This is a genomic window from Aliirhizobium wenxiniae, from assembly GCF_019511445.1.
GTDB lineage: Bacteria > Pseudomonadota > Alphaproteobacteria > Rhizobiales > Rhizobiaceae > Neorhizobium > Neorhizobium wenxiniae_A.
Window position 1 is genome coordinate 84,678 of record NZ_JAEUAN010000016.1, and the last position, 23,210, is coordinate 107,887.

A 23,210-nucleotide genomic window follows, 5' to 3' on the forward strand; every position below is an offset into this window, starting at 1 on the left:
GACATGCCAGAGGAGATCGACAAAGCGCGGGATGACAATCCGCTTGGAAGCTATCTGAAGGATCGGCGGGCGAAGCTCAATCCGACGGAATTCGGCATCGAAGCAACACGCCGCCGCACGCCGGGCCTGCGGCGCGAAGAGGTCGCCCAACGCGCCAATGTAAGTGCAACATGGTATACGTGGCTGGAACAGGGCCGCGGCGGCTCGCCTTCGAGCGATGTACTGGACCGGCTCGCCCGGGCGCTGGCGCTCACCAGCGCCGAGCGCGAACATCTTTTCCTGCTGGCACAGCATCGGCCTCCGGAAATTCGTCACCAGTCGTTCGAGCCCATATCCGCTCAATTGCAGCGGGTTCTCGATGCAATGACATTCAGCCCGGCCGTGTTGCGTACGGCACTCTGGGACGTCGTCGGCTGGAATGCGGCGGCAAGCGTGGTCATGACCGATTACGCTCTCCTGCCGCCGGAGGAGCGCAATATCCTGAAGCTGATCTTCTGCAACGCACGGGTTCGCGGACATATGGTCAACTGGGAACGGGACGCGCGTTCGGCGGTCGCATCTTTCCGTGCCGAAGCGATCAAGGCGGCGCGCCCGCAAGCCCTGCAGGCAATGGTCGACGAACTCAGCCAGGCAAGCCCAGAGTTCAGTGCGATCTGGCAGGATTACGACATCCAGAATTACGGAGCCGGAACGAAACATTTCCGCCACGAGATCGCCGGCGACCTGATGATGGAATATTCGTCCTTCACGGTGGATGGCCGGCCGGATCTCGGCCTTGTGGTGTTTACGCCGATGACCGAAGCGGACGCCGAGCGTGTAAGACAGTTGCTCGACACGGCAAGAAACAGCCGATAACCGCTGACTGACGTTCAAAGACCGCCATCATCGCACCGCACAATAGTCGTATTTTTGGACAGGCTTGGGCCTTGCCCACACACTTGTCTTTTGTCATTTTCGAAACATTGCCGCATGCAATCAGAATTTTAGAATAGTCGTGTAGATCGGATCTGGTTGTTTTGGCTGGCGGGACCAGCGAGTTCTAAACGGAGAATTTCATGCACCAGTACGACCTCATCGTGGTTGGCAGCGGACCAGCCGGACGGCGCGCGGCCATCCAGGCGGCAAAGCTCGACAAGAAGGTGCTCGTCGTCGAGCAGGGTCGACGCGTCGGCGGCGTATCGGTCCATACCGGCACGATCCCGTCGAAAACGCTGCGCGAGACGGCGCTCAATCTTTCCGGCTGGCGTGAGCGCGGCTTTTACGGCCGCTCGTACCGGGTCAAGCAGGAAATCAGCGCGGAAGACCTGCGCCGCCGCCTGCTGATCACGCTCGACCACGAAGTCGATGTTTTGGAACATCAGTTCGCCCGCAACCGGGTTCAGCATATTCGCGGCAAGGCGAGCTTTGTTTCGAAGGATACGATGCAGATCGTCAAGGACGACGACGATACCGTTCACGTCACGGGCAAGAGCATTCTGCTTGCTGTCGGCACCCGCCCCTATCGTCCGGACTCCATTCCTTTCGATAACAAGACGGTTCTCGACAGCGACGAACTGCTGGAGATTCACAACATTCCCCGCTCCATCGTCGTCATCGGCGCAGGCGTCATCGGCATCGAATATGCGACGATCTTTTCCGCACTCGACGCTGCGGTGACCGTGATCGATCCGAAGCCGACGCTTCTCGATTTCATCGACAAGGAAATCATCGAGGACTTCACCTACCAGCTGCGCGACCGCAACATGAAACTTCTGCTCGGCCAGAAGGCAGAGACGGTGGAGAAGCAGCCGGATGGCAAGATCGCGGTCACGGTCGATACCGGCCGCAAGATCATTGCCGACATGGTGCTTTACGCCGCCGGACGCGTCGGTGCGACTGATACGCTGAACCTTTCTGCGGCGGGGCTTGAGGCAGACAGCCGGGGGCGGCTGCGTGTCAATCCGGAAACCTTCGAGACCTCCGTTCCGGGCATCTATGCTGCCGGTGACGTCGTCGGTTTCCCGAGCCTTGCCTCCACATCTATGGAACAGGGACGAATCGCTGCCCGCGTCGCGGTCGGTGCGATGGCCAAGGAACCGCAGAAATATTTCCCTTACGGCATCTATGCCGTGCCGGAGATCTCCACCTGCGGCCTCACCGAAGAGGAGATGCGGGAGCGCGGAATCCCTTATGAATGCGGCGTCGCGCGGTTCCGCGAGACCTCGCGCGGCCACATCATGGGCCTCGACAGTGGCTTGCTGAAGCTGATCTTCTCGCTGAAGACGCGGCGTCTGCTCGGCGTCCATATCGTCGGTGAAGGCGCGACCGAACTGGTCCATATCGGCCAGGCCGTGCTCAACCTCAAAGGCACGGTCGAATATTTCGTCGAAAACACCTTCAACTATCCGACGCTTGCCGAGGCCTACAAGATCGCCGGCCTCGATGCCTGGAACCGGATGGGAGAAAAGCGGGTGGAAGAAACGCCGGCAAAAACCGTCCAGCTGACGGATACGGCCACGCCGACAACGGTGGAGCCAACCGTTACGGTGGAAAAGAAGAAGGCGTCTTCGAAATAACGAGCTTTGATGGCCAACAAAAAAGCCGCTCGTTCAGGGCGGCTCTTTTTTTGTGTCGGTATTTTCTTGCAGTCGGCAGATACAAAAATGGCCCCGAACGGGGCCATTTTCGCAAATTTTCGTCGCGATTAACGCGAGTAGAATTCGACGACCAGCGACGGTTCCATGATGACCGGGTACGGTACATCCGAGAGAGCCGGTACGCGAGCGTAGGTGGCAACCATCTTGTTGTGGTCGACTTCGATGTAGTCCGGAACGTCGCGTTCAGCGAGCGAAACGGCTTCGAGAACCGTGACGAGCTGCTTGGACTTCTGGCGAACTTCGATGACGTCGCCGGCCTTGCAACGGTAGGAACCGATGTTGACGCGGACGCCGTTGACCGTGACGTGGCCGTGGTTGACGAACTGACGGGCAGCGAAGACCGTCGGAACGAACTTGGCGCGGTAGACGATGGCGTCCAGACGCGACTCGAGCAGACCGATCAGGTTTTCACCGGTGTCGCCCTTGCGGCGGTTGGCTTCTTCGTAGATCGCGCGGAACTGCTTCTCGCGGATATCGCCGTAGTAGCCCTTCAGCTTCTGCTTGGCGCGGAGCTGAACACCGAAGTCGGAGAGCTTGCCCTTGCGGCGCTGGCCGTGCTGGCCCGGGCCGTATTCGCGGCGGTTAACCGGGGACTTCGGACGGCCCCAGATGTTTTCGCCCATACGGCGGTCAATTTTGTACTTGGACGATTCGCGCTTGCTCATCGCATTTCCTTTCGAATGGTTGCACCGGTTTGTTGCCAAACCGGATGAAGGAAACACGCCCTCCTCTGAACCTCGTTTGGAAGTTCTGACAGGCTTCTCACGAAAGCGATCGGAGAGTGCCACGGGACATGTCAATAAAACACCGGGCGTTGCCACCCGGTGCTGCGGCGGTCTTTAGGGGTCTGTCATGGAATTGTCAACAGCGGAATGGCCCTAAGCCCCTTATTCCGCAGCGATCTTGAGATCGCCCTCATCCGGCGCTTCGGCGCTACCTGGTGCAGTTTCGGCCTGCAGGTCCGGGAAGGCGACGATTCGCTTGCCGGCGAAATCGGCATGCACGACGATCAGGCCCTGTTCCTCGAAATAACCGAGAAGGCGGCGGGCGCGGCGGGCGGAATGGGTGCCGTAGGCACGGGCGATGCGGGCGTCAGACGGGCAAGGCTCGGTGCCGAGCGCCGCCTTCGCCATCATCAGGAACACGCCCTGCAGATCATCGGACACGCCGTTCGACAGCGAGAGCACGGTTGCCCAGGCCTCGCTTGCCGCCATGGTGGCATCTACGCCGGAACGGGCGATCGCGGTGCGGCGACGGAAATCGCTGAGCGAGATCGGCGGCCCCGGCAGACGGCGCATGCGGGCGCGCACGAGAAAATCCTGATAGAGGACGCTGTCGGTGCGGTAGGCTGACTGCGGATCGTCGAGTATTTCCGACATGACCGCCGTCAGCCGCTCTTCGCGCTCTTCTTCGGTCAGTTCCGGCATGGCCACGCGGGGCTCGTTTGCCGCAGGCTGGCTTGCTGCAGGCGTCGAACGCGAGAGTTCGGCCAGAATATCGGTGGTCGGGCGCGGTGCCGGCGTCGGGCGACGCACGGCGGTGATCGGCCGGGCGAATTCTTCCGGATCCGGCGTAAAGATCAAGTCTTCGACATCCTGCGGCGCATCCGGCAGCGGCATCAGCTTGGGGCTGGACGAGCGCGCCGAGGTTTCCACATTGCCGATGACGATCGGCAGCGGACGGCGGGACAATGCCGGGCCGAGTGCTACGAAATTGCCGCGCTTCAGGTCGCGGAACATTTCCGCCTGTCGGCGGTCCATGCCGAGCAGGTCGGCTGCGCGCGCCATGTCGATATCGAGAAATGTGCGGCCCATCAGGAAGTTGGAGGCTTCCGCGGCAACGTTCTTGGCAAGCTTTGCAAGGCGCTGCGTGGCAATGACGCCGGCGAGACCGCGTTTACGGCCGCGGCACATCAGGTTGGTCATCGCACCGAGCGACATTTTTCGGGCGTCTTCGGAGACATCGCCGCCGACAGATGGCGCAAACATCTGTGCTTCGTCAACGACGACCAGAACCGGGTACCAGTAATCGCGATCGGCATCGAACATGCCGTTCAAAAAGGCGGCTGCGGCGCGCATCTGCTCTTCGAGATCGAGACCTTCCAGCGTCAGGACGCAGGAGACGCGATTCTTGCGGATGCGGTTGGCGATGCCGGCAAGTTCGGCTTCGGTGCGTTCGCCATCGACGACCACATGGCCGTATTTGTCCGACAGCGTAACGAAATCGCCTTCCGGATCGATGACGACCTGCTGCACCCAGGGGGCGGACTGTTCCAGCAGGCGGCGCAGAAGATGCGACTTTCCGGAACCGGAATTACCCTGAACCAGCAGACGCGTCGCCAGAAGCTCCTCGATATCGAGCTTGGCCGGCGCACCGCCGGTCACAGTTCCCATATCGATGCCGACTTGCACTATGCTGTCCTCGTATGCCGTAAATTTGTGTTTTGTCGGCTGCCTGACTGCGGTGAGGCAGTGTGCCGAACCCTCCCCTTAACAGAGATCGAGATTCGTTTCTTCGGGAAAGAGATAAAAATCAACAGACATTGAGATCAGACATTTGCGATCAGGCGGCAGCCCGCTTGAAGCCGAGCGAAAGCAGCCCCGCACCGATCATCAGCGAGCCGCCGGTGCGATTGACGATGCGCTGGACCTTGGGCTTGCGGATCGTGTTGCGCGCCATCGATGCCAAAAGGCCGTAAAGCGCGGCATTGATGGTTGCCAGAATGAGGAAGGTCACTTCGAACACCGCCATCTGGAAAAAGAGCGGCCGGGTCAGATCGAGAAACTGCGGCAGGAAGGCGACGAAGAAGACAATGCTTTTCGGGTTCAATGCCGTCACGGCATAGGTGTGGAGGAAGACGCGGAACGGGCGGACTGCTGGCGCATCGTCGTCGTCCTCGACGACTTCTGCCTGTCCGGAAACCGGCGAGCGCCACAGCTTGACGCCGAGATAGATGAGATAGGCGGCACCGACCCATTTCAACGCGGTAAAAAGCATGGCGGATGTTGCGAGCAGCGCACCAAGCCCAAGCATGGAGGCGGTCATGGCGGTAAAATCGCCGAGCGCCACGCCGGCCACCGTCGCGCTTGCCACCTTGCGGCCGTGGCTCAGCGCATAGGAAATGACGAGAAGGATGGTCGGCCCCGGAATTGCCAGCAGCACGGCGGATGCGGCAACGAATGCAAGCCAGTGTTCGAGCGACATGGACGTTTCCTCGGATGAATGATGAGATCAAGTCACGGAAAGATCCGCGTGACAAGTGTGCCTCAAGCGCATCGGCGCCAGCTGTAAAGGATGTCGAGCTCATGTTCCTCATTGTCCGCGCCGTCGGTTTCGCGGACGACCTCAAACCCCTGATTTTCATAAAACCGCCGGGCACCGGCATTCTTCTGAAAGGTCCAGAGATCAAGGCGAGCATGACTGGCCTTGGCAATATCGACAAGGCGCGAGCCGATGCCCCGCCCCTGCATTTGGGGCAGGATATGGAGCTGATCGATCCAGCCTTCGCGAAAAGCAATGACGCCGATCAGTTCACCCTGCAGCACGGCCCCCCATATGGCGCAGTTCGAGAACAGGTACCCCGACCAGAAAGTCCGATCCTCCTCCGGCTTGTGAAGGCCTGCGAGCCATGGAAGTCGCGCGTCGAATGCGGTGCGAAACACATTCGACGCGGCCTCCATGTCCACCAGGGCCAGTTTGCGGAGGGTCAGACCGTTACTCACAGGTAATTCCTCCAGTGAACGAAGCGGGACTGCAGGACGAAATCGACCTCGGGAACGTTCTCCGGCAAGCCGATATCCCGAAGCATGTAATTGTCGAGATCGGACGAGCGGTTCGCCGCAAACGGCGAGGAGCGCCTCACGAGGGTCGCGACAAGTGCCTTGATCAGACGCCAGGGACCGTGGCGTTGATGAAGAGCGTCCATTTCTGCCGACAGAACATCAGCAACCATTACGTGCATTTCACGCATAGCTTTTCCGCCCCGTCTCGCGTGTGCGAGCGGGTCCTTTCGTGGTTTGGAAAGACGCGCGCGGAAGTGCAGGCGGCAAGAGCCGTCAGACGGATAGACCGGTCACGTCAAATCGAGTTTAGATCGAGAAAGATGCCAAAAGGCGGATTCCGGGCATTATTAGCCGCGGAAAGCCAGTCCGAGCAGATTGCGCGGGTAATTCACCCGCATGGTTCGGACCAATCCGCCAGAGAGGCGCATGTTAGCAGAAAATGTATTCATCGATGCTCTCCCTTGTTTGAGTTGCGGATGCTGGAAGATTGCACGGTCTTGCCAAACGCGCAAGCACCCACAATCGAAAATTGCACTCAAAGGTGTTTTTGTTGCATGAGGGCAACAGTCGGCACTCTGGCGACGCCTCAGCCGGTGCGCAGGCCAAAGCCCTGCATCAGGCGGCGGGTGGCAAAATCCGGATTACCCGAGGTGAAGACGGCAAAGTCGAAACCTTCGGGATGTTCCGCGCCTTCGATGAGCGGCGCCTTGCGGCGCGCCTGCCTTGCGATTGCCTCGGCCGGGTCCAGCCAGTCGACCGGCCAGGGCGCGAGACGGCGGAAGAGATTGGCCATGAAAGGGTAATGGGTGCAGGCGAGTACGACGATGTCGGTCTTGTCGCCATCCTTCTCGACAAAACAGGGGGCGATCTCGGCCAGCACATCGCCATCAGCTATCGCCTCGCCGCGGATATAGCTTTCTGCCATGCGGGCAAGGTTTTCGGATCCGACGAGGCGGACATGACACTGGGTGGCGAAGGACTGGATGAGATCGCGCGTATAGGCGCGCTTGACGGTGCCGGGTGTCGCCAGGACGGAAACGAGGCCGGAGCGGGTGCGCTCGGCCGCAGGCTTGATTGCCGGCACGGTGCCGACGAAGGTCATGTGCGGGAATTTCTCGCGCAGTGCGGCACCAGCCAGCGTGAAAGCCGTATTGCAGGCTATGACGCAGATTTCCGGCTGATGATCATCCAACAGCTTTTCGAACAGGGAAAGGATGCGCTCCTGCAAGGCGCCCTCCTCCCAACTGCCATAGGGAAAGGCCGCATCGTCGGCGACATAGACGAAGCCGCGCTCGGGCATCAGCACGCGCGCTTCACGCAGCACCGTCAGCCCGCCGATGCCCGAATCGAACACCAGTATGGGCTTCAGCTCATTCGCCGCTGTCATTCCCCTCTGTCTCCCCTGCCTCTGAGGCCTTCTTCTGTCTCGGCACCGTCTTTTTCGGCCACTGCCGCGGGAACCGATCAAGCGAATTGATCACTCCGCGAAATACGCTGATTTCCTGTTCGGAAAAGGCCCGACGCGACAGGACGGCCCGAAGGTTGTCGATCATTTTGGGCTTTTTTTCCGGCGGATGGAAATAGCCGCGGGCATCCAGAGCCTCTTCGATATGCTCGAACATGCCGAGCACCTGTTCCTTCGTCGAAGGGTTCTGCTCGATCGGCTGGAAGCGGGTTTCCTCAAGGTCGTCGATGCCCGACTTCATCCAGTCATAGGACATCAAGAGCACGGCCTGGGCGATATTGAGCGAGGCGAAGGCGGGGTTTACCGGGAAGGTGACGATTTCGTCTGCCAGCGCCACTTCCTCGTTGTTGAGGCCCCAGCGCTCGCGGCCGAAGAGGATGCCGGTTTTCTCACCCGCCTTGAATTTTTCCCGCAAGGTGGCGGCGGCAAAGACCGGGGAGCGGACAGGCTTGAAGCCGTAACGCTCGCGCGCCGTCGTGGCATAGACGAAGTTGAGATCGCTGATCGCCTCTTCCAGCGTCTCATAGACCTTCGTTCCGTCGATGACGTGATCGGCCTTGGAGGCTGCAGAGCGCGCCTTCTCGCTCGGCCAGCCGTCACGCGGGTTGACGAGGCGCAGTTCGGCGAGGCCGAAATTGGCCATGGCGCGGGCGACCATGCCGATATTTTCGCCGAGTTGCGGCTCGACCAGAATGATCGCCGGCCCTTCGGCAATGAGTTCACGTTCGCTATTGGTGCCCGACATATTCGTTTCCGCTTGTTCTTGACGCCGGGCAATAGCCCCCTCGGCCAGCAACGGCAAGCCGATTATTGGCTCTTCTGCTTGTCTGTGGCCGGTGGATAAAGGCGATTGAGCAAATTGGCGACCATATCCGCACCGTGTGCAACGCCCTGCCCCGGTGCCGGCAGGCTGCCGCTTGCAGCTGCATAACGCGGTGTCTTGATGGAAAAACAATCCGCCTTTCTCGCTGCAGCCTTCTCCAGCACCTGCCTGGCACGATCGACCGCATGGTGCATTTCCGGGTCATCACGGTTTTCCGCATTTGCAAAATCCCGCGCCAGGATCCGGGCCCAATATGAGGCGGCGAGGAAAATCGCCAATGTCTGACGGATCGGCCCCGGCCGGGTGACCAGCGACCATGCGCTGCCCAGCGGACGCGCGGCCACGGTCAAGTCACGGTAAGCCTCATCGAGGCGGTTTGACAATTCGATCAGCCGATAGCGGCTTTCCCCCTTGTCGACCGCCTCCAGCAATTGCCCGAGCGCGTCGTACCATCGAGCAAGCGCCAGTTCGACGGTGGACCGGGTGGAGGACGGGAAGATGACGAAGGCGACGAACATGCCTGCGATCGAGCCGATCACCGTTTCCTCCAGCCGCAGCAAAAGAACCTCATATGTGAGCTGGCCGATCAGGCCATAGACGAGGCAGAGAACGATGGTGACGAAGAAACTCAGGAGCGCGTAGGAGACCTGCAGGTAATAGAACGCCAGAAACACGCAGATGGCCGCAAGACCGACGGTTGCTGCCGTATGGCCGGAAAGAAGTGTCGCCAAGGCAAGACCGATGGCAACGCCGACCAGCGTGCCGACCGATCGCTGGATCGCCCGCAATGCCGCATCGCCGCGCGAGCGGGTGTTGTTGAACACGAGAAATGCCGTCAGCACGGCCCAGAACCAACGATCGCGGGACAAAAGCAGCCCGAAGACCATGGCGATGCATGAGGCGATGGTGATCTGGATGGCCGCGCGCACAAGCGGGTTCTTCCAAGAGAAATCCGGCTTGACCGGCGGCCCTGCTCGCGGCACGTCGCCAAAGGCCATCAACTGCTGGAATGCCCGGTCGTTGGCGCTCTCACGCAGGGCGGAAGAAGCCCGCTGCAGCCATAGGAGCGCGTGGACGCTCTGCCTTGTTCGCTCGTCACCGGCCTCACTAGAAGGCTCTTCCGCTATCCGCTTTGCCGTGACGGCATCATCATGCAGCACGGCAGTCACCAGAGCGGCAGGCGGCAAGGCTGCAAGGGACTGAACGATCACGCTTTCAGCGGCGAGGTGAAGATCGAAGATGGCGATTGAAACGGCCATGACGGGACTGCTGTCACTCGGCAGGGAGCCATCGGCATTGCGCGGCAGCAGGCCTTCCGCCATCAGCACCACGTCCTTCAACTGCTCTTCCATCTGGCGCAGCTCGATGCGATCTCTCTCCGTCAAGGCTCCACTTGCAGCAAGTGTGGAAAGTCGCAGCAGAATATCCGATACGCGATGCTCTATCGCCCGAAGGGTTTTGGTCAGATCGCAGCGCCAGTCATCGACAAGCAGATATTTGCGGATCAGGTGCCCGTAGGCGACGGCGAAAAGCGGCCCCAATGCGGCCAGCGGCAGTTCAGAAAATGTCGGCCGCAAATAGGCGCCGATGAAATAGGAAATGAACGCAAACATGCCGACGGCAAAGCCGCGCTGACCGAATACGCGGGCAAGGCTCGCCGCAAGGATGACGCACAGGAAGGTCAGGTCGGCGACAAGACGATAGGGCTCTAGCCCTGCCGCGAGCGTGATGCAAAAGAGGCTCGCCGCGCACCCCAGCAGGCGTGTTCTCAGCTGCTCGGCAGACGTCTTGTCCTTTACGGCAACGCCGCCTTCGATCGAAAGCACGATCGCCAGCGCGTAGGAAATCGACGGCAGCGGAGCCACGGTCAGATGGATAGCGATGAGAGTGAGGATAGAAGCCAGAATGGTGAGCGTTACGCGCGCTCCCATCTTCACCCGTGACAAAGCAGGATCATGGGCCAGCAGACGATCAACAAACGTCATGGCCACCCGCCGCGCCCTAGACATCGATAGTACCATTGCAAAGGCCGGGCACGCCCGGCATCATTCGCCCTTGGCGATCGATTGCATTTCCTCGATGACGCTGTCGCTTTCGCCATCGGCCACCCGATGGATATCGTCGATCACCGGCTTGCCGCCCTCATCGATCACGTCGAAATTCACTTCCGAGACGGTGTCCTTCAGGTCGGCATCATCGATGCAGGTCCACTGCTTGAAGGTGACCTTGAAACTTGTCTTGCCATTCGCAGCCACGCCGGGCGCAATGACGATATCCTGCAGAGGGCAGCCATCCTGCGAGGCGGTGACGACGTCATATCCGAAGGGGTCGCCCGGCTGATTGTTTTCCGTTTCATAAGCCGGGTGCTTGGCAGCATCGGCGTAAGCCGCCTGGAAGCGCTTGCTGAACATGCGTGCCAGCGGCTCTGGATCGAAGATGAACTTCCAGTCGCTGTCGTTGCTGTTCCAGTTGTCCTCGGTGATCTTCATCACTTCCTTGACCGGATCTGCGGGGTCAGCAGCGAACGAGACGGTGGAAAAAAGCGAAAAAGCAAGAGCGAGCGGCAGAGTTCGCATGGCGGTGATCCGTATTCGAAGCGATTTGCGCGGACATTACCCCTCGGCCTTTATTTAGCAATGACCATTCTTGCTGTTTTTCAAAGCCGGGCGGTGCCTGCGTTGAAATCTCACAGAAAAGCCGCCAATCCCCGTCTCACGGCTTTGCACACCTGCCCTGCGATGTTATAGCGCAACCCGTTGATCCATTCGGGGCCGCTCCGGCCCATTCACGACAAGAGGAAGTCCATGCAGAAGATCAAGGTAGCCAACCCAGTCGTCGATCTCGACGGCGACGAGATGACCCGCATCATCTGGCAGCTGATCAAGGACAAGCTGATCCTGCCCTATCTCGATCTCGACATCGAATATTACGATCTCTCGGTCGAGAACCGCGATGCCACCGACGACCAGGTGACGATCGATGCCGCCAACGCCATCAAGAAGCACGGCGTCGGCATCAAGTGCGCCACCATCACGCCGGACGAAGCCCGCGTTGAAGAATTCAAGCTGAAGAAGATGTGGAAGAGCCCGAACGGCACGATCCGCAACATCCTCGGCGGCGTCATCTTCCGCGAGCCGATCATCATGCAGAACGTGCCGCGCCTGGTTCCGGGCTGGACCAAGCCGATCATCGTCGGCCGTCACGCTTTCGGCGACCAGTATCGCGCAACAGACTTCAAGTTCCCGGGCAAGGGCAAGCTGTCGATCAAGTTCGTCGGCGACGACGGCCAGACGATTGAGCATGACGTGTTCGACGCCCCGTCCTCGGGCGTCGCCATGGCGATGTACAACCTCGACGATTCGATCCGCGATTTCGCCCGCGCTTCGTTCAATTACGCCCTGCAGCGCGGCGTTCCCTGCTACCTGTCGACCAAGAACACCATCCTTAAGGCCTATGACGGCCGCTTCAAGGATCTGTTCCAGGAAATCTTCGACGCCGAATTCAAGGCTCAGTACGATGAAGCCAAGATCTGGTACGAACACCGCCTGATCGACGACATGGTCGCTTCCGCGCTGAAGTGGTCCGGCGGTTACGTCTGGGCCTGCAAGAACTACGACGGCGACGTTCAGTCGGACATCGTTGCCCAGGGTTTTGGTTCGCTCGGCCTGATGACCTCGGTTCTGATGACGCCGGATGGCAAGACGGTCGAAGCCGAAGCCGCACACGGCACGGTTACCCGTCATTACCGCCAGCACCAGAAGGGCCAGGAAACCTCGACGAACTCGATCGCATCGATCTTCGCCTGGACCCGTGGTCTCGCACACCGCGCCAAGCTGGACGACAATGCCGAACTGACGAAGTTCGCCGATACGCTCGAGAAGGTCTGCATCGACACGGTCGAAGCCGGCTTCATGACCAAGGACCTGGCCCTGCTGATCGGTCCGGATCAGCCGTGGCTCTCGACCACCGCCTTCCTCGACAAGATCGACGAAAACCTCAAGAAGGCCATGGCGTAAGTCATAATCTTCAGAGTAGATTTGAACGGCGGGGCTTTCCCCGCCGTTTTCTTTTGCGCCGGAGGCTTTGCATGTCTGCCAATCGTCCCGTCGAAATCCGTCCTCTGGCGCCATCCGACCGCGAGGCGTGGCAGCCGTTGTTCGAGGCCTATATCCGCTTTTACGAGTCGGAACTGCCGAAAGAGCAATACGACATCACCTGGTCGCGGTTTCACGATCCTGATGAGCCCATGCATGTGCTCGGCGCTTTCGACGAGGGAAAGCTTGTCGGGATCGTACATGCGCTCTTCCACCGCTCGACATGGCTGCCGGATACGACCTGCTATCTGCAGGACCTTTATGTCGACGACAGCCAGCGCGGTCGCGGGGTGGGCGAAGCGCTGATCGAAAAGGTGGCGCTGCTTGCCCGAGACAAGAATGCCGGGCGTCTTTACTGGCTGACGCAGGAAAAGAACGATGCCGCACGGCGTCTGTATGACCGCGTCGCGGTTGCGCCGGGTTTCATCCAGTATCGCAAGCCGCTGTAGCACGTCCCTGCTTCCAATCGTCTATCACACTGGTTTTCGGATCTTGATTGTGTCGCCGCGCGCTCCAAAACAAGGAGTGGCAACAGGAGGATAACGGATGGCAGATGAAATCCTATTCTATACCAATCCAATGTCACGCGGTCGCATCGCTCGCTGGATGTTGGAGGAAGTGGGCGTTCCCTACCGGACAGAAATCCTGCAATTCGGCACAAGCATGAAGGACGAAGGCTACAAGTCAGTCAATCCAATGGGCAAGGTGCCGACAATCGTTCACGGCAAGAAGACGGTGACGGAATGCGCCGCCATCTGTGCCTATCTCGCCGACGCCTTTCCCGAGAAGGGCCTGGCGCCCTCACCCGCAGACCGTGCCGATTATTATCGGTGGATGTTCTTTGCCGCCGGGCCGCTAGAAGCAGCGGTAAGCAACAGGGCGCTCGGCTTTGAAGTCCCGGCCGGCCGCGAACGGATGATCGGTTACGGCAGTTTTGCCGACGTGATGGATGCGCTGGAATTTGCCCTTCGCAGCAATTCCTACATAGCCGGCGAAAAATTCAGCGCGGCGGATGTCTATGTCGGTTCGCAGATCGGTTGGGGGTTGCAATTCGGGTCTATCGAGAAACGCCCCGCCTTCGAGCAATATTTCGGACGCCTTGCCCTTCGCGACGCTTATCAGCGCGCTTGCGAAAAGGACGACAAGGCGGCAGGCGACATGCAGGCGGCGCAGAAGGCCTGATGCGAACAGCGGCCCGTACCTTCGGAAGGCAGGCCCTGCTTACCCGTCCGTCGATCAAGGTTTTCAACGAGCAGCAAGACACAGCTGGTTCATTCAAGATCCGTTAATGTAGGAAAGCGCATGGTCCGGGCTCGAAGCACCGGAGATGACCGGTGTGCAGGGAAATACATCCATGAAGAAGATCATTCTTTCCGCATTGTCGCTCGCCATCCTCACCAGCGCGGCAATGGCTCCTGCCGGAACGGCCATGGCGCAATGGCGCGACGGGCCTCCACCACGCTGGGACCATCGCGGGCCGCCACCGCCTCGGTGGGATCGTGACCGCGATCGCGATCGTCATCATCGCCGCCATCACGACAACACCGGCAAAGTCATTGCCGGCGGCCTTGCGGCCGGCATCGTCGGCGGCCTGATCGGCGGCGCTTTGGCCAATAGCGGTGGTCCGCGTTACGTCGAGCCACCACCACCGCCTCCGCGTTGCTGGTTCGAGGATCAGCAGGTTCGCAATGCCTATGATGGCGGCTGGCATATGGAATCGATCCGCGTCTGCCGCTGAGGCATACCGCAATTCCTTGAAAAGCCGCGCATTGCGCGGCTTTTTTCGTCCGGTGCAAGCGGCAAGGCTAGTTCGCCTTCTTCGTGCGGGCATAGATCAGGCAGTTGTCGATCATGCTGACACAGAGACCGTTGAGATCGGTTGACGTATTGTTGTCGCCGGCGAACTCCACCTGCTTTAACCTGTTCTCGGCAAACCGGAATTGCGTGCTGCAATTGCCACCCGATGAACCGCTTGTCGATGTATTGACCGCGGGTATCGCGCCGAAAAGGGTGAAGGACGGATTGACGACGTTCCAGCTTCCCCGCGGCATGTCGCGCCGATAGGCCCAGATCGAACCACCATCGGCGGTGGCACTGCTGGCGCTCGGAAATCCGGCACACATGCGCACATCATCTTCGTCGAGACCTACCAGTTCCTTGCGCGCAGCCGTTACGGTGGAGTTTTCTCCCACGACCCGCGACGTATCCGGCGGGATCGTGCAGGATGAAAGAATGACGCTCAAAATCGACAACCGGGCCAAGGCCCGAAAATGCAGGGTCTGAAAATCCATATTTCGACATCGCCTTGTTCCTTGCCAAAGCCTCCTGAAGCCAAGCTAGAGAGCATGGGAGAGGGATCAAGGCGAAAGAGGGAACTATAATCCGAACTTCGAGGATTGGCGTTCAGGACAGGCTGCGTAATTATGACTTGAAAAGAATGCGCAGGCGCCTGGAGGACAACGCCTATGCCCAGCGAATTACCGATAGCGCTTGTCGTTTTTGCACTTCTGAGCGGTGCCTCCTACACCTGCGTGCATTTTTATCCGAGACTCAGGGCATCTCATCGAGACGATGAAACGAATGCCGTGGTCAGGCTTGTCGCCAACATCTTCGTGGTGATGACATCGCTCGTTTTCGGCCTGATGATCAATTCATCGAAGAACACGTTCGAAACACTCGACAGCAATGTCCATGTCTACGCCACACAACTCATTCTCTTCGATCGCTCACTCGAGTTCTATGGGGATGAGACCGTCGGCGTGCGCAGTTCTCTCGTCACCTATGTCGAACATGCAATCGCAGATCCCAGTCGAGCCGATGATGCCTTGCAACACCGTCGCAACGATGCTGAGCAACGCCTGACACAGGTTGGCAATGATCTGAACGCCCTGCAGGCCGCCGAGCCTGCGCAAGCAAGGCTGCTGGAGGATCTCAGGCAACAATATCGCAGCATCGTGGAGAAGCGCTGGATGATCGTTGAGCAGCAGGCCGGTGTCATACCTGCGCCTGTCATCGGCATGCTGGTCGCCTGGCTGACACTGATCTTTGCCAGTTTCGGTTACCGGGCGCCGAAAAACGCGGTGGTGCTGATCATGTTCAACGCGTCATCACTACTGATCGCCATATCGATCTATCTGGTTCTCGACATGGATTCGCCGTTCACCGGGCTGATACAGATCTCGGACGCTCCGTTGCACCGCGCGCTGGCTGAAATGACCAACTGATTGGCCAGTTCAAGCGACCAAACCAGGAGCCTCATAACCAGTGCGTTCGACATATTCGCGATATCCACCGTCATAACGATGGATGCCATCGGCAGAAACTTCCAGCACGCGGTTGGAGAGTTCGGACAGGAAATGGCGGTCGTGGCTGACGAAAAGCATCGTGCCTTCATATTCCGAAAGCGCCTTGATCAGCATTTCCTTGGTATCGAGATCGAGGTGGTTGGTCGGCTCGTCAAGAACGAGGAAATTCGGTGGATCGAACAGCATGGCCGCCATGACCAGCCGCGCCTTTTCTCCACCCGAAAGAACTCGGCATTTCTTCTCGACATCATCGCCGGAGAAACCGAAGCAGCCGGCGAGCGTGCGCAATGCGCCCTGCCCGGCCCTTGGGAATTCCGATTCGAGCCATTCGAACACGGTCTGCTCGCCATCAAGCACGTCCATGGCATGCTGGGCGAAATAGCCCATCTTGACGCTGGCGCCGATCGCGACCGATCCCTGATCGGGTTCGGCCGAACCGGCGATCAGCTTCAGGAGCGTCGACTTGCCGGCGCCATTGATGCCCATGATGCACCAGCGTTCCTTGCGGCGGATGGAGAAATCCAGTCCGTCGTAGATCGTCTTGGTGCCGTAAGCCTTGTGGATGCCCTTGAGGTTGGCCACATCCTCACCCGAGCGCGGTGGCGCCTGGAACTCGAAGGCGACCGACTGGCGGCGCTTCGGCGGCTCGACGCGCTCGATCTTGTCGAGCTTCTTCACACGGCTCTGAACCTGGGCGGCATGCGACGCGCGCGCCTTGAAGCGCTCGATGAACTTGATTTCCTTGGCGAGCATCGCCTGCTGACGCTCGAACTGGGCCTGTTGCTGCTTTTCGTTCTGGGCCCGCTGTCCTTCATAGAAGCCGTAATCGCCGGCATAGGTATTGAGCGAGCCGGCATCGATCTCGATGATCTTGTTGACGATGCGGTTCATGAACTCGCGGTCGTGCGAGGTCATCAGCAGCGCGCCGTCGTAGCCTTTCAGGAACTGCTCCAGCCAGATCAGGCTTTCGAGATCGAGATGGTTGGACGGTTCGTCGAGCAGCATCACGTCCGGCCGCATCAGAAGAATACGGGCAAGAGCGACGCGCATCTTCCAGCCGCCCGAAAGCTTGCCGACATCGCCGTCCATCATCTCCTGGCTGAAGGATAGACCGGCGAGCACCTCGCGGGCCCGGCTTTCGAGCCCATAGCCGTCGAGTTCCTCGTAACGCGCCTGGACCTCACCGTAACGCTCTATGATCGCGTCCATCTCGTCCATGCGATCGGGATCGACCATAGCGGCTTCAAGTTCGCGCAGTTCGGCTGCGACCGTGCTGACCGGCCCTGCACCATCCATGACTTCGGTCACGGCGCTAACGCCCGACATCTCACCGACATCCTGGTTGAAATAGCCGATGGTGACGTGCTTTTCGACTGAGACCTGGCCCTCGTCGGGCACTTCGCTGCCGGTGATCATGCGAAACAGCGTTGTCTTGCCGGCGCCGTTGGGACCGACAAGGCCGATCTTCTCGCCGCGATTGAGCGCAGCCGAAGCCTCGATGTAGAGAATGCGATTGCTGTTCGACTTGCTGATATTTTCGATACGGATCATGGCTGCCGGTGTTCCTGGAAGAATTCGGCCTGCCTTATGTCACGAGATGGTGTGAATGTCGCGGGGTTTTGGCGAAAAACCGACCTACTCACCCGGATGCCGGTTCGGCCGTGTCTTCTTTTCCACGTAACGGGAATAGCACGCGACCGCAAGGCCGAGGGCACCTATGAGCAGAGGTAGAATATACCAGAAGAAAAATGCAGAAGACATCACGACCGCAAGCCTCCCAGAATGATACGACCACCTAAATGTAATACGAGCGCACCAAAAATCCAAGCAGACACAGCTATGGCGACATCCAAGCCGAACTGTGGAGATATCGGCGAGGTCAGCTGCGCAATCGCTCCAACGGCCAGACACGCAGTCGATGCCCGATCCAGCGCTGCTGCAAGATATTTCGTCCGTTCATTATGCACCAACTCCATAACCAGCCCCCTGACCATGTAATATAAAGTCACATTAATCTGGGCGGCCGAGCCGTTTCAAGCTGACACGTAACACCAAAGGCCGAGTCGTTTCCGACCCGGCCTCTCGCAATTCGCTTATCCGAAGATATTATTCGGCGCTGTCTTCAGCGGCCTTCTTCTTCGGAGCAGCCTTCTTCTTTGGAGCGGCTTCTTCGCCTTCCTCAGCTTCGGCCTTGGCCTTCTTCGGTGCAGCCTTCTTCTTGGCCGGCTTTTCTTCGCCTTCGGCTTCGTCGTCAGCCATCAGCTCTTCCTTGGTGACGGTCTTGTCGGTGACCTTCACTTCGGTAAGCAGCTTGTCGATGACCTTCTCTTCGAAGATCGGGGCGCGCAGCGAGTTGGAAGCGCCAGGCGTGTTGCGGAAGAAATCGAGGATTTCCTTCTGCTGGCCCGGGAACTGCTGCAGCTGTGCGTAAAGCGCGCGCTGCATTTCCTCTTCGGTGACTTCAACGCCAGCCTTCTCACCGATTTCGGAGAGAACGAGGCCCAGACGAACGCGACGCTCGGCAAGCTTGCGGTACTCGGCGCGCGCTTCTTCCTCGGTCGTGTCTTCGTCTTCGAAGGTCTTGCCCGACTGGGCGAGATCGGTGTTGATCTGGCGCCAGATGTTGTCGAACTCGGCGTCAACGAGACCCTGCGGGGTGTCGAACTGGTACATTTCATCGAGCTGGTCGAGGATCTGACGCTTGACCTTCTGACGGGTCAGGTTGCCGTACTGGCTTTCGATCTGGCCGCGAACGATTTCCTTCAGGCGATCGACCGATTCGATGCCCAGCTTGGAAGCGAGTTCCTCGTTGATTTCAACTTCGCCCGGAGCAGCAACGTCCTTGACGGTGATGTCGAAGGTGGCTTCCTTGCCTGCGAGGTTTGCAGCCGGATACTGTTCCGGGAAGGTGACCGTGATGACCTTTTCGTCGCCGGCCTTGACGCCAACGAGCTGGTCTTCGAAGCCCGGAATGAACTGGCCGGAACCAAGAACCAGTTCGGCATCTTCGGCAGCGCCGCCATCGAAGGCTACGCCGTCGACCTTGCCGAGGTAGTTCATGGTGACGCGGTCGCCATTGGCGGCCTTGCCCTTCTTGGTTTCGAAGGTACGAGCGCTTTCAGCGATCTTGACGATCTGCTCTTTGACTTCCTCTTCGGCGATTTCGACGACTTCACGGGTCACCGTGATCTTGTCGGTCGACTTCAGCTCGATCGGCGGAATGACTTCGTAGGTGAGCGTGAACTCGAGATCTGCCTGCGCAGACAGGATCTTTTCTGCTTCATCCTGATCTTCGGTCATCGAGATCGACGGCTGGGTGGCCGACTTCTCGCCGCGCTCGGAGAGAATCGCCGAAGGACGGTCACGGATGATCTCGTTGACGAGATCGGCCATGATCGACTTGCCGTAGGTCTTCTTCAAGTGCGCGAGCGGCACCTTGCCCGGACGGAAGCCGTTGATGCGGACCTTATCCTTCGCGTCGGCGAGGCGCACGTTCAGCTGTGCTTCCATCTCCTGCTTCGGGATGACAACTTTAATTTCGCGCTTCAGCCCTTCAGCGAGCGTTTCGGTAACCTGCATTTTCAAACCTTCATATCGTGGCGGCGGTGCCAAACTATCCGGCATCTCCAGCCGTTCAACAGTCAGCACATCGCCGGAACTTCAAAGAGACCAGACGCGGCATTAAAGGCGCCGGTCGTTCGCCCATTCTTTGGCTCAAGACCACACCTTGGCGGTGCTTGGTGCGGGTAGAGAGACTTGAACTCCCACGCCTTTCGGCACCAGAACCTAAATCTGGCGTGTCTACCAATTTCACCATACCCGCGCCCCAAACCGCGTCGAAATACCTCGTCGCCGGAGGCCTTCCAGAGCGCGCGTCTCTATATCATCCGTTTTCCAGCACGCAAAGGAAAAATGACAGTCACCAAAGAAGACTGCCCACCGGCAGATCAACGAGCCATTTCTCTCTTTATATGCATCGAACACTCGAGGCTCGAAGAGCACCTTCAGGTGTCAAACACAGCCATGCAAATGAAGCATGCCATCCATTCAAGGTTTGCAGTGCACAAATTCCCTGACTTTCTGTAGGTTCAAGTCAACGAACAAAGCGGACTTTCCGCAAGATATTCGGGTCGCGCACTCCTCCTCCCAAGCGAGACCCGTACAGACCGACGAAACTCCTCCTCCCATTCGTCGGTCATTCATATGACGCCCACCGGACCTCCTCCCCCGGTGGGCGTTGTTCGTTTCCAGCTTCATCTCGACAACTTGCCCAATACGGCGACACGCGCCGACATCTTGAAATGCACTGGACGCATAGGTGACATACGAAACGGGCGCTGTTTTTTGTGCAGATCAGGATTTAAAACGATTAGCAGATGAAGAGGGCGGAGATGACGCCCACAGGGCAAAGGACCCCCACAATGAGCATCGCAAAGAAATTCAGCGACTGGCGCAAGTACCGCGAAACCGTTTCGGAACTCGGCCGCATGACCGACCGTGAACTTGGTGACCTCGGCATCGGCCGCGCCGACATCCGTCGCGTAGCCCGGACCGCCGTCGGCTTCTAATAAAATCTCGACTCTCCAGTCGATTGAAGGCGCCTCCCTCGGGAGGCGCTTTTCGTTTGTGCTCTATTCTTATCCTCAACGCCGCTTCTCAGCTCATTTTTCGCGCATTGCCCAGATAAGCGACAATTCACCGCACAAATGCATGGCAGTTGCACATAATTTGCACTGCACATCTTTATTATTCGGGCGTATAAGAAGCACATCGCCGGAGCCGATAACGAGCGCCGGGAAAAAGACGACTTGAGGAAACCACCATGAACCCGATCCGCATCGCCAAGAACTGGATCAGCTACCGCCGCACGATGAACGAGCTCGGCAATCTGTCGAACCAGGCTCTTTCCGACATCGGTCTGACCCGTTACGACATCCGTAACGTTGCTTCTCGTTCCTTCCGTTAATCCCAACGGATCGCGGTCTTCCAACCGCTGAATGAGAAAGCCTAGCGGCCGAAATGCCCAAGGATGATCAAAGGCACCTTCTCAGGTGCCTTTTTGATTCTGATATTTATCGAACTTCAAATTGAATTCGATTGAGCCGCCTTTTTGATTCCTGTCGAAGCCGCGTCGTGATAATGACGCGCCCCATGACAAAGACATCCTTTTCTCCCATTCATGTAATCGGCGGCGGGCTTGCAGGGTCCGAAGCCGCCTGGCAGATCGCCGAGGCCGGAATTCCGGTCATCCTGCACGAAATGCGCGGCGTGCGCGGTACCGATGCACATAAAACAGACGGTCTTGCCGAACTGGTGTGCTCCAACTCCTTCCGCTCCGACGATGCTACGGCAAATGCCGTCGGCGTCATCCATGCGGAGATGAGGCTTGCCAATTCGCTGATCATGGCATCTGCCGACAAGCATCAGGTTCCGGCAGGCGGCGCGCTCGCCGTGGATCGCGACGGTTTTTCCGATGCGGTGACCGCTGCAATTTCTAGCCATCCGCTGATCACCGTCGTGCGCGAGGAAGTCCAGGGGATACCACCTGCGGAGTGGGATCTTGCGGTGGTTGCCACCGGCCCCCTCACCTCGCCTTCGCTTGCAGCTTCGATCCAGGCAGAAACCGGTGAAGACCAGCTCGCCTTCTTCGACGCGATCGCGCCGATCGTGCATCGCGATTCGATCGACATGGATACCTGCTGGTACCAGTCGCGATACGACAAGGTCGGCCCCGGCGGCACGGGCAAGGATTATATCAACTGCCCGCTCGACAAGGACCAATACGAGGCTTTTGTCGACGCGCTGATTGCCGGCGATACGGTCGGCTTCAAGGAATGGGAAGGCACCCCTTATTTCGACGGCTGCCTGCCGATCGAAGTGATGGCGGAGCGCGGCCGCGAAACATTGCGCCACGGCCCGATGAAACCGATGGGTCTCACCAATTCTCACAATCCGACCGTCAAGGCCTATGCCGTCGTACAGCTTCGTCAGGACAATGCACTCGGCACGCTCTACAACATGGTCGGCTTCCAGACGAAGCTGAAATACGGTGCGCAGGCGGAGATTTTTCGCATGATTCCCGGCCTGCAGAATGCCGAATTCGCCCGGCTCGGCGGCCTGCACCGCAACACCTATATCCAGTCGCCGATCCTGCTCGACCGGTCCTTGACCTTGAAGAGCCGTCCGGGCCTGCGCTTTGCCGGCCAGATAACCGGTTGCGAAGGTTATGTCGAAAGCGCCGCCATCGGCCTGCTTGCCGGACGGTTTGCCGCCGCCGAGCGCAAGGGAGAGCCGCTTACGCCGCCGCCTGCGACGACAGCCTTCGGTTCTCTTCTCGGCCACATTACCGGCGGCCATCTCATTCACGACGAGGAACCCGGCAAGCGGTCCTTTCAGCCGATGAATATCAATTTCGGTCTGTTTCCGGAGCTTGAACCCGGCTCGATCGTCAAACCTGAGGGCGTGAAGCGTTTCCGCGGCAAGGACAAGACGATCATGAAACGCCAGCTCCTTTCAGCGCGAGCGCTGAAAGATTGTGCTAATTGGCTCGGTCTGGCGTAGACGCATCACCATCGGCGGCGGCCAGTTCCTGGCCGCTTGCCTTTTCACCGGCAATATCTTCGCCGGCATCGCCGCCTCTGCCTGAAACGCTGACATAATTGTCGAGCAACCAGAGCGAAACTTCGGCAGCTTCCCGCTCGTTCACGAATACAAATTCAGCATTCAGGGTCGGCGCGTCGAGGAATTCCGCAGAAAAGCCCTTGGCATCCGGCAGAGGAACAATCCTCACACGGCCCGGCTGGATGAGATGGCAGGCGTAATGGTTGCGCCGATTGCGCATGAAGCCTGTCTTATCGTTGTGCAAGCGAACGAAGACGTCGCCATCTTTCGTGGCGTGAAGACTGCGAATTGCTTCTTCGGGAAATGCGCGACCGAATTCGAGAATTGCGGTGCCGAGATCGAAACGCCCCTGCTCGTCGTTCCTGCGGGCGATGCCCCTTATGTAATAAACGAGAACGAGAATCAGCGCGACGATGGCGATCCAGATGATAAGGGCACTCAAACCACGTCTCCTCGGCACAGAAGGTTTTTGGGGGCAGGTCTT

The 23,210-nt window shown here is 58.9% G+C and carries 23 protein-coding genes and 1 tRNA gene; 10 read left to right on the forward strand and 14 right to left on the reverse strand.

The genetic code is table 11. The features are described 5' to 3' along the window. Positions 1-3: 3 nt before the first annotated feature. Together JNB91_RS19400 and sthA are read left to right on the forward strand one after the other, a co-directional pair. On the forward strand, positions 4-855 hold the full coding sequence (locus JNB91_RS19400; RefSeq protein ID WP_220327130.1) for a helix-turn-helix transcriptional regulator: 852 nt from the start codon (positions 4-6) through the stop codon (positions 853-855). 200 nt (positions 856-1,055) lie between these two features. Further along, positions 1,056-2,555 carry a Si-specific NAD(P)(+) transhydrogenase gene (gene sthA, locus JNB91_RS19405; RefSeq protein ID WP_223218281.1) on the forward strand — a complete coding sequence of 500 codons (1,500 nt, stop codon included), beginning with the start codon at positions 1,056-1,058 and terminating at the stop codon, positions 2,553-2,555. Positions 2,556-2,683: 128 nt separating this feature from the next. On the opposite strand, the gene rpsD is transcribed toward sthA, so the two are convergent. From rpsD to JNB91_RS19450, 9 genes are all read right to left on the reverse strand, one after another. Next, positions 2,684-3,301 carry a 30S ribosomal protein S4 gene (rpsD, locus tag JNB91_RS19410; RefSeq protein ID WP_119939884.1) on the reverse strand — a complete coding sequence of 206 codons (618 nt, stop codon included), beginning with the start codon at positions 3,299-3,301 and terminating at the stop codon, positions 2,684-2,686. A 222-nt stretch (positions 3,302-3,523) separates the two neighbouring features. Continuing rightward, complete coding sequence (locus JNB91_RS19415) at positions 3,524-5,047, reverse strand: helicase HerA domain-containing protein (RefSeq protein ID WP_220327131.1); 1,524 nt, start codon at positions 5,045-5,047, stop codon at positions 3,524-3,526. Positions 5,048-5,198: 151 nt separating this feature from the next. Beyond that, on the reverse strand, positions 5,199-5,840 hold the full coding sequence (locus JNB91_RS19420; protein ID WP_220327132.1) for a LysE family translocator: 642 nt from the start codon (positions 5,838-5,840) through the stop codon (positions 5,199-5,201). Positions 5,841-5,902: 62 nt separating this feature from the next. After that, a complete protein-coding gene (locus JNB91_RS19425) occupies positions 5,903-6,358 on the reverse strand; it encodes a GNAT family N-acetyltransferase (protein ID WP_220327133.1) in 456 nt (151 codons plus the stop codon). Then, a complete protein-coding gene (locus tag JNB91_RS19430; protein WP_220327134.1) occupies positions 6,355-6,606 on the reverse strand; it encodes a hypothetical protein in 252 nt (83 codons plus the stop codon). Before JNB91_RS19430 ends, JNB91_RS19425 begins: the two co-directional genes overlap by 4 nt. Before the next feature lie 398 nt (positions 6,607-7,004). After that, the gene (murI, locus tag JNB91_RS19435) at positions 7,005-7,805 is read right to left on the reverse strand and encodes a glutamate racemase (protein WP_220327135.1); all 801 of its coding nucleotides are present in this window, start codon (positions 7,803-7,805) and stop codon (positions 7,005-7,007) included. Further along, positions 7,789-8,628 (reverse strand): RNA methyltransferase, encoded by an 840-nt coding sequence (locus JNB91_RS19440; RefSeq protein WP_220327136.1) that lies wholly within the window; start codon positions 8,626-8,628, stop codon positions 7,789-7,791. The genes murI and JNB91_RS19440 overlap by 17 nt, the downstream gene beginning before the upstream one ends. A 62-nt stretch (positions 8,629-8,690) precedes the next feature. Next, positions 8,691-10,691, reverse strand: a complete 2,001-nt coding sequence (locus JNB91_RS19445) for an FUSC family protein (protein WP_220327137.1) — start codon at positions 10,689-10,691, stop codon at positions 8,691-8,693. A gap of 60 nt (positions 10,692-10,751) precedes the next feature. Then, positions 10,752-11,282: a hypothetical protein gene (locus JNB91_RS19450; protein ID WP_220327138.1), complete on the reverse strand. Its 531-nt coding sequence runs from the start codon at positions 11,280-11,282 to the stop codon at positions 10,752-10,754. Positions 11,283-11,510: 228 nt separating this feature from the next. On the opposite strand from JNB91_RS19450, the gene JNB91_RS19455 reads away from it, so the two are divergent. The 4 genes from JNB91_RS19455 to JNB91_RS19470 all read left to right on the forward strand — a co-directional run bounded on the left by JNB91_RS19455 (position 11,511) and on the right by JNB91_RS19470 (position 14,538). Then, the gene (locus tag JNB91_RS19455; RefSeq protein WP_148146426.1) at positions 11,511-12,722 is read left to right on the forward strand and encodes an NADP-dependent isocitrate dehydrogenase; all 1,212 of its coding nucleotides are present in this window, start codon (positions 11,511-11,513) and stop codon (positions 12,720-12,722) included. A 71-nt stretch (positions 12,723-12,793) separates the two neighbouring features. Then, positions 12,794-13,249 (forward strand): GNAT family N-acetyltransferase, encoded by a 456-nt coding sequence (locus tag JNB91_RS19460; RefSeq protein ID WP_220327139.1) that lies wholly within the window; start codon positions 12,794-12,796, stop codon positions 13,247-13,249. Positions 13,250-13,346: 97 nt separating this feature from the next. Further along, positions 13,347-13,982, forward strand: a complete 636-nt coding sequence (locus tag JNB91_RS19465; protein WP_220327140.1) for a glutathione S-transferase family protein — start codon at positions 13,347-13,349, stop codon at positions 13,980-13,982. Positions 13,983-14,154: 172 nt separating this feature from the next. Continuing rightward, a complete protein-coding gene (locus JNB91_RS19470; protein ID WP_220327141.1) occupies positions 14,155-14,538 on the forward strand; it encodes a hypothetical protein in 384 nt (127 codons plus the stop codon). Positions 14,539-14,605: 67 nt separating this feature from the next. Here JNB91_RS19470 and JNB91_RS19475 read toward each other — a convergent pair whose 3' ends face one another. Next, positions 14,606-15,091 (reverse strand): hypothetical protein, encoded by a 486-nt coding sequence (locus tag JNB91_RS19475; RefSeq protein ID WP_220327142.1) that lies wholly within the window; start codon positions 15,089-15,091, stop codon positions 14,606-14,608. A gap of 174 nt (positions 15,092-15,265) precedes the next feature. On the opposite strand from JNB91_RS19475, the gene JNB91_RS19480 reads away from it, so the two are divergent. Next, a complete protein-coding gene (locus tag JNB91_RS19480) occupies positions 15,266-16,024 on the forward strand; it encodes a bestrophin-like domain (protein ID WP_220327143.1) in 759 nt (252 codons plus the stop codon). A 9-nt stretch (positions 16,025-16,033) separates the two neighbouring features. On the opposite strand, the gene JNB91_RS19485 is transcribed toward JNB91_RS19480, so the two are convergent. From JNB91_RS19485 to JNB91_RS19495, 3 genes are all read right to left on the reverse strand, one after another. Beyond that, positions 16,034-17,656, reverse strand: a complete 1,623-nt coding sequence (locus tag JNB91_RS19485) for an ABC-F family ATP-binding cassette domain-containing protein (RefSeq protein ID WP_220327144.1) — start codon at positions 17,654-17,656, stop codon at positions 16,034-16,036. Positions 17,657-18,211: 555 nt separating this feature from the next. Then, positions 18,212-19,684: a trigger factor gene (gene tig, locus JNB91_RS19490; protein ID WP_220327145.1), complete on the reverse strand. Its 1,473-nt coding sequence runs from the start codon at positions 19,682-19,684 to the stop codon at positions 18,212-18,214. A 159-nt stretch (positions 19,685-19,843) separates the two neighbouring features. Then, a tRNA-Leu gene (locus JNB91_RS19495) sits at positions 19,844-19,928 on the reverse strand. A gap of 598 nt (positions 19,929-20,526) precedes the next feature. On the opposite strand from JNB91_RS19495, the gene JNB91_RS19500 reads away from it, so the two are divergent. From JNB91_RS19500 to trmFO, 3 genes are all read left to right on the forward strand, one after another. Next, positions 20,527-20,673, forward strand: coding sequence for a DUF1127 domain-containing protein (locus tag JNB91_RS19500; protein WP_112507721.1), 147 nt, complete (start codon positions 20,527-20,529; stop codon positions 20,671-20,673). A 254-nt stretch (positions 20,674-20,927) separates the two neighbouring features. Further along, a complete protein-coding gene (locus JNB91_RS19505; RefSeq protein WP_112454807.1) occupies positions 20,928-21,071 on the forward strand; it encodes a DUF1127 domain-containing protein in 144 nt (47 codons plus the stop codon). 185 nt (positions 21,072-21,256) lie between these two features. Continuing rightward, on the forward strand, positions 21,257-22,666 hold the full coding sequence (gene trmFO / locus JNB91_RS19510) for a methylenetetrahydrofolate--tRNA-(uracil(54)-C(5))-methyltransferase (FADH(2)-oxidizing) TrmFO (RefSeq protein ID WP_220327146.1): 1,410 nt from the start codon (positions 21,257-21,259) through the stop codon (positions 22,664-22,666). On the opposite strand, the gene JNB91_RS19515 is transcribed toward trmFO, so the two are convergent. Then, the gene (locus tag JNB91_RS19515) at positions 22,644-23,168 is read right to left on the reverse strand and encodes a hypothetical protein (RefSeq protein ID WP_223218282.1); all 525 of its coding nucleotides are present in this window, start codon (positions 23,166-23,168) and stop codon (positions 22,644-22,646) included. The two genes, trmFO and JNB91_RS19515, sit on opposite strands and share 23 nt — an antisense overlap. Positions 23,169-23,210 lie beyond the last annotated feature (42 nt).

Excerpts from the sequence above, each read along its gene's own strand:
- JNB91_RS19400 (WP_220327130.1), top strand. The coding sequence starts at position 4 with ATGCCAGAGGAGATCGACAAAGCGCGGGATGACAATCCGCTTGGAAGC.
- sthA (WP_223218281.1), top strand. The coding sequence starts at position 1,056 with ATGCACCAGTACGACCTCATCGTGGTTGGCAGCGGACCAGCCGGACGG.
- rpsD (WP_119939884.1), bottom strand. The coding sequence starts at position 3,301 with ATGAGCAAGCGCGAATCGTCCAAGTACAAAATTGACCGCCGTATGGGC.
- JNB91_RS19420 (WP_220327132.1), bottom strand. The coding sequence starts at position 5,840 with ATGTCGCTCGAACACTGGCTTGCATTCGTTGCCGCATCCGCCGTGCTG.
- JNB91_RS19430 (WP_220327134.1), bottom strand. The coding sequence starts at position 6,606 with ATGCGTGAAATGCACGTAATGGTTGCTGATGTTCTGTCGGCAGAAATG.
- murI (WP_220327135.1), bottom strand. The coding sequence starts at position 7,805 with ATGACAGCGGCGAATGAGCTGAAGCCCATACTGGTGTTCGATTCGGGC.
- JNB91_RS19440 (WP_220327136.1), bottom strand. The coding sequence starts at position 8,628 with ATGTCGGGCACCAATAGCGAACGTGAACTCATTGCCGAAGGGCCGGCG.
- JNB91_RS19445 (WP_220327137.1), bottom strand. The coding sequence starts at position 10,691 with ATGACGTTTGTTGATCGTCTGCTGGCCCATGATCCTGCTTTGTCACGG.
- JNB91_RS19450 (WP_220327138.1), bottom strand. The coding sequence starts at position 11,282 with ATGCGAACTCTGCCGCTCGCTCTTGCTTTTTCGCTTTTTTCCACCGTC.
- JNB91_RS19455 (WP_148146426.1), top strand. The coding sequence starts at position 11,511 with ATGCAGAAGATCAAGGTAGCCAACCCAGTCGTCGATCTCGACGGCGAC.
- JNB91_RS19460 (WP_220327139.1), top strand. The coding sequence starts at position 12,794 with ATGTCTGCCAATCGTCCCGTCGAAATCCGTCCTCTGGCGCCATCCGAC.
- JNB91_RS19465 (WP_220327140.1), top strand. The coding sequence starts at position 13,347 with ATGGCAGATGAAATCCTATTCTATACCAATCCAATGTCACGCGGTCGC.
- JNB91_RS19470 (WP_220327141.1), top strand. The coding sequence starts at position 14,155 with ATGAAGAAGATCATTCTTTCCGCATTGTCGCTCGCCATCCTCACCAGC.
- JNB91_RS19475 (WP_220327142.1), bottom strand. The coding sequence starts at position 15,091 with ATGGATTTTCAGACCCTGCATTTTCGGGCCTTGGCCCGGTTGTCGATT.
- JNB91_RS19480 (WP_220327143.1), top strand. The coding sequence starts at position 15,266 with ATGCCCAGCGAATTACCGATAGCGCTTGTCGTTTTTGCACTTCTGAGC.
- JNB91_RS19485 (WP_220327144.1), bottom strand. The coding sequence starts at position 17,656 with ATGATCCGTATCGAAAATATCAGCAAGTCGAACAGCAATCGCATTCTC.
- tig (WP_220327145.1), bottom strand. The coding sequence starts at position 19,684 with ATGCAGGTTACCGAAACGCTCGCTGAAGGGCTGAAGCGCGAAATTAAA.
- JNB91_RS19500 (WP_112507721.1), top strand. The coding sequence starts at position 20,527 with ATGAGCATCGCAAAGAAATTCAGCGACTGGCGCAAGTACCGCGAAACC.
- JNB91_RS19505 (WP_112454807.1), top strand. The coding sequence starts at position 20,928 with ATGAACCCGATCCGCATCGCCAAGAACTGGATCAGCTACCGCCGCACG.
- trmFO (WP_220327146.1), top strand. The coding sequence starts at position 21,257 with ATGACAAAGACATCCTTTTCTCCCATTCATGTAATCGGCGGCGGGCTT.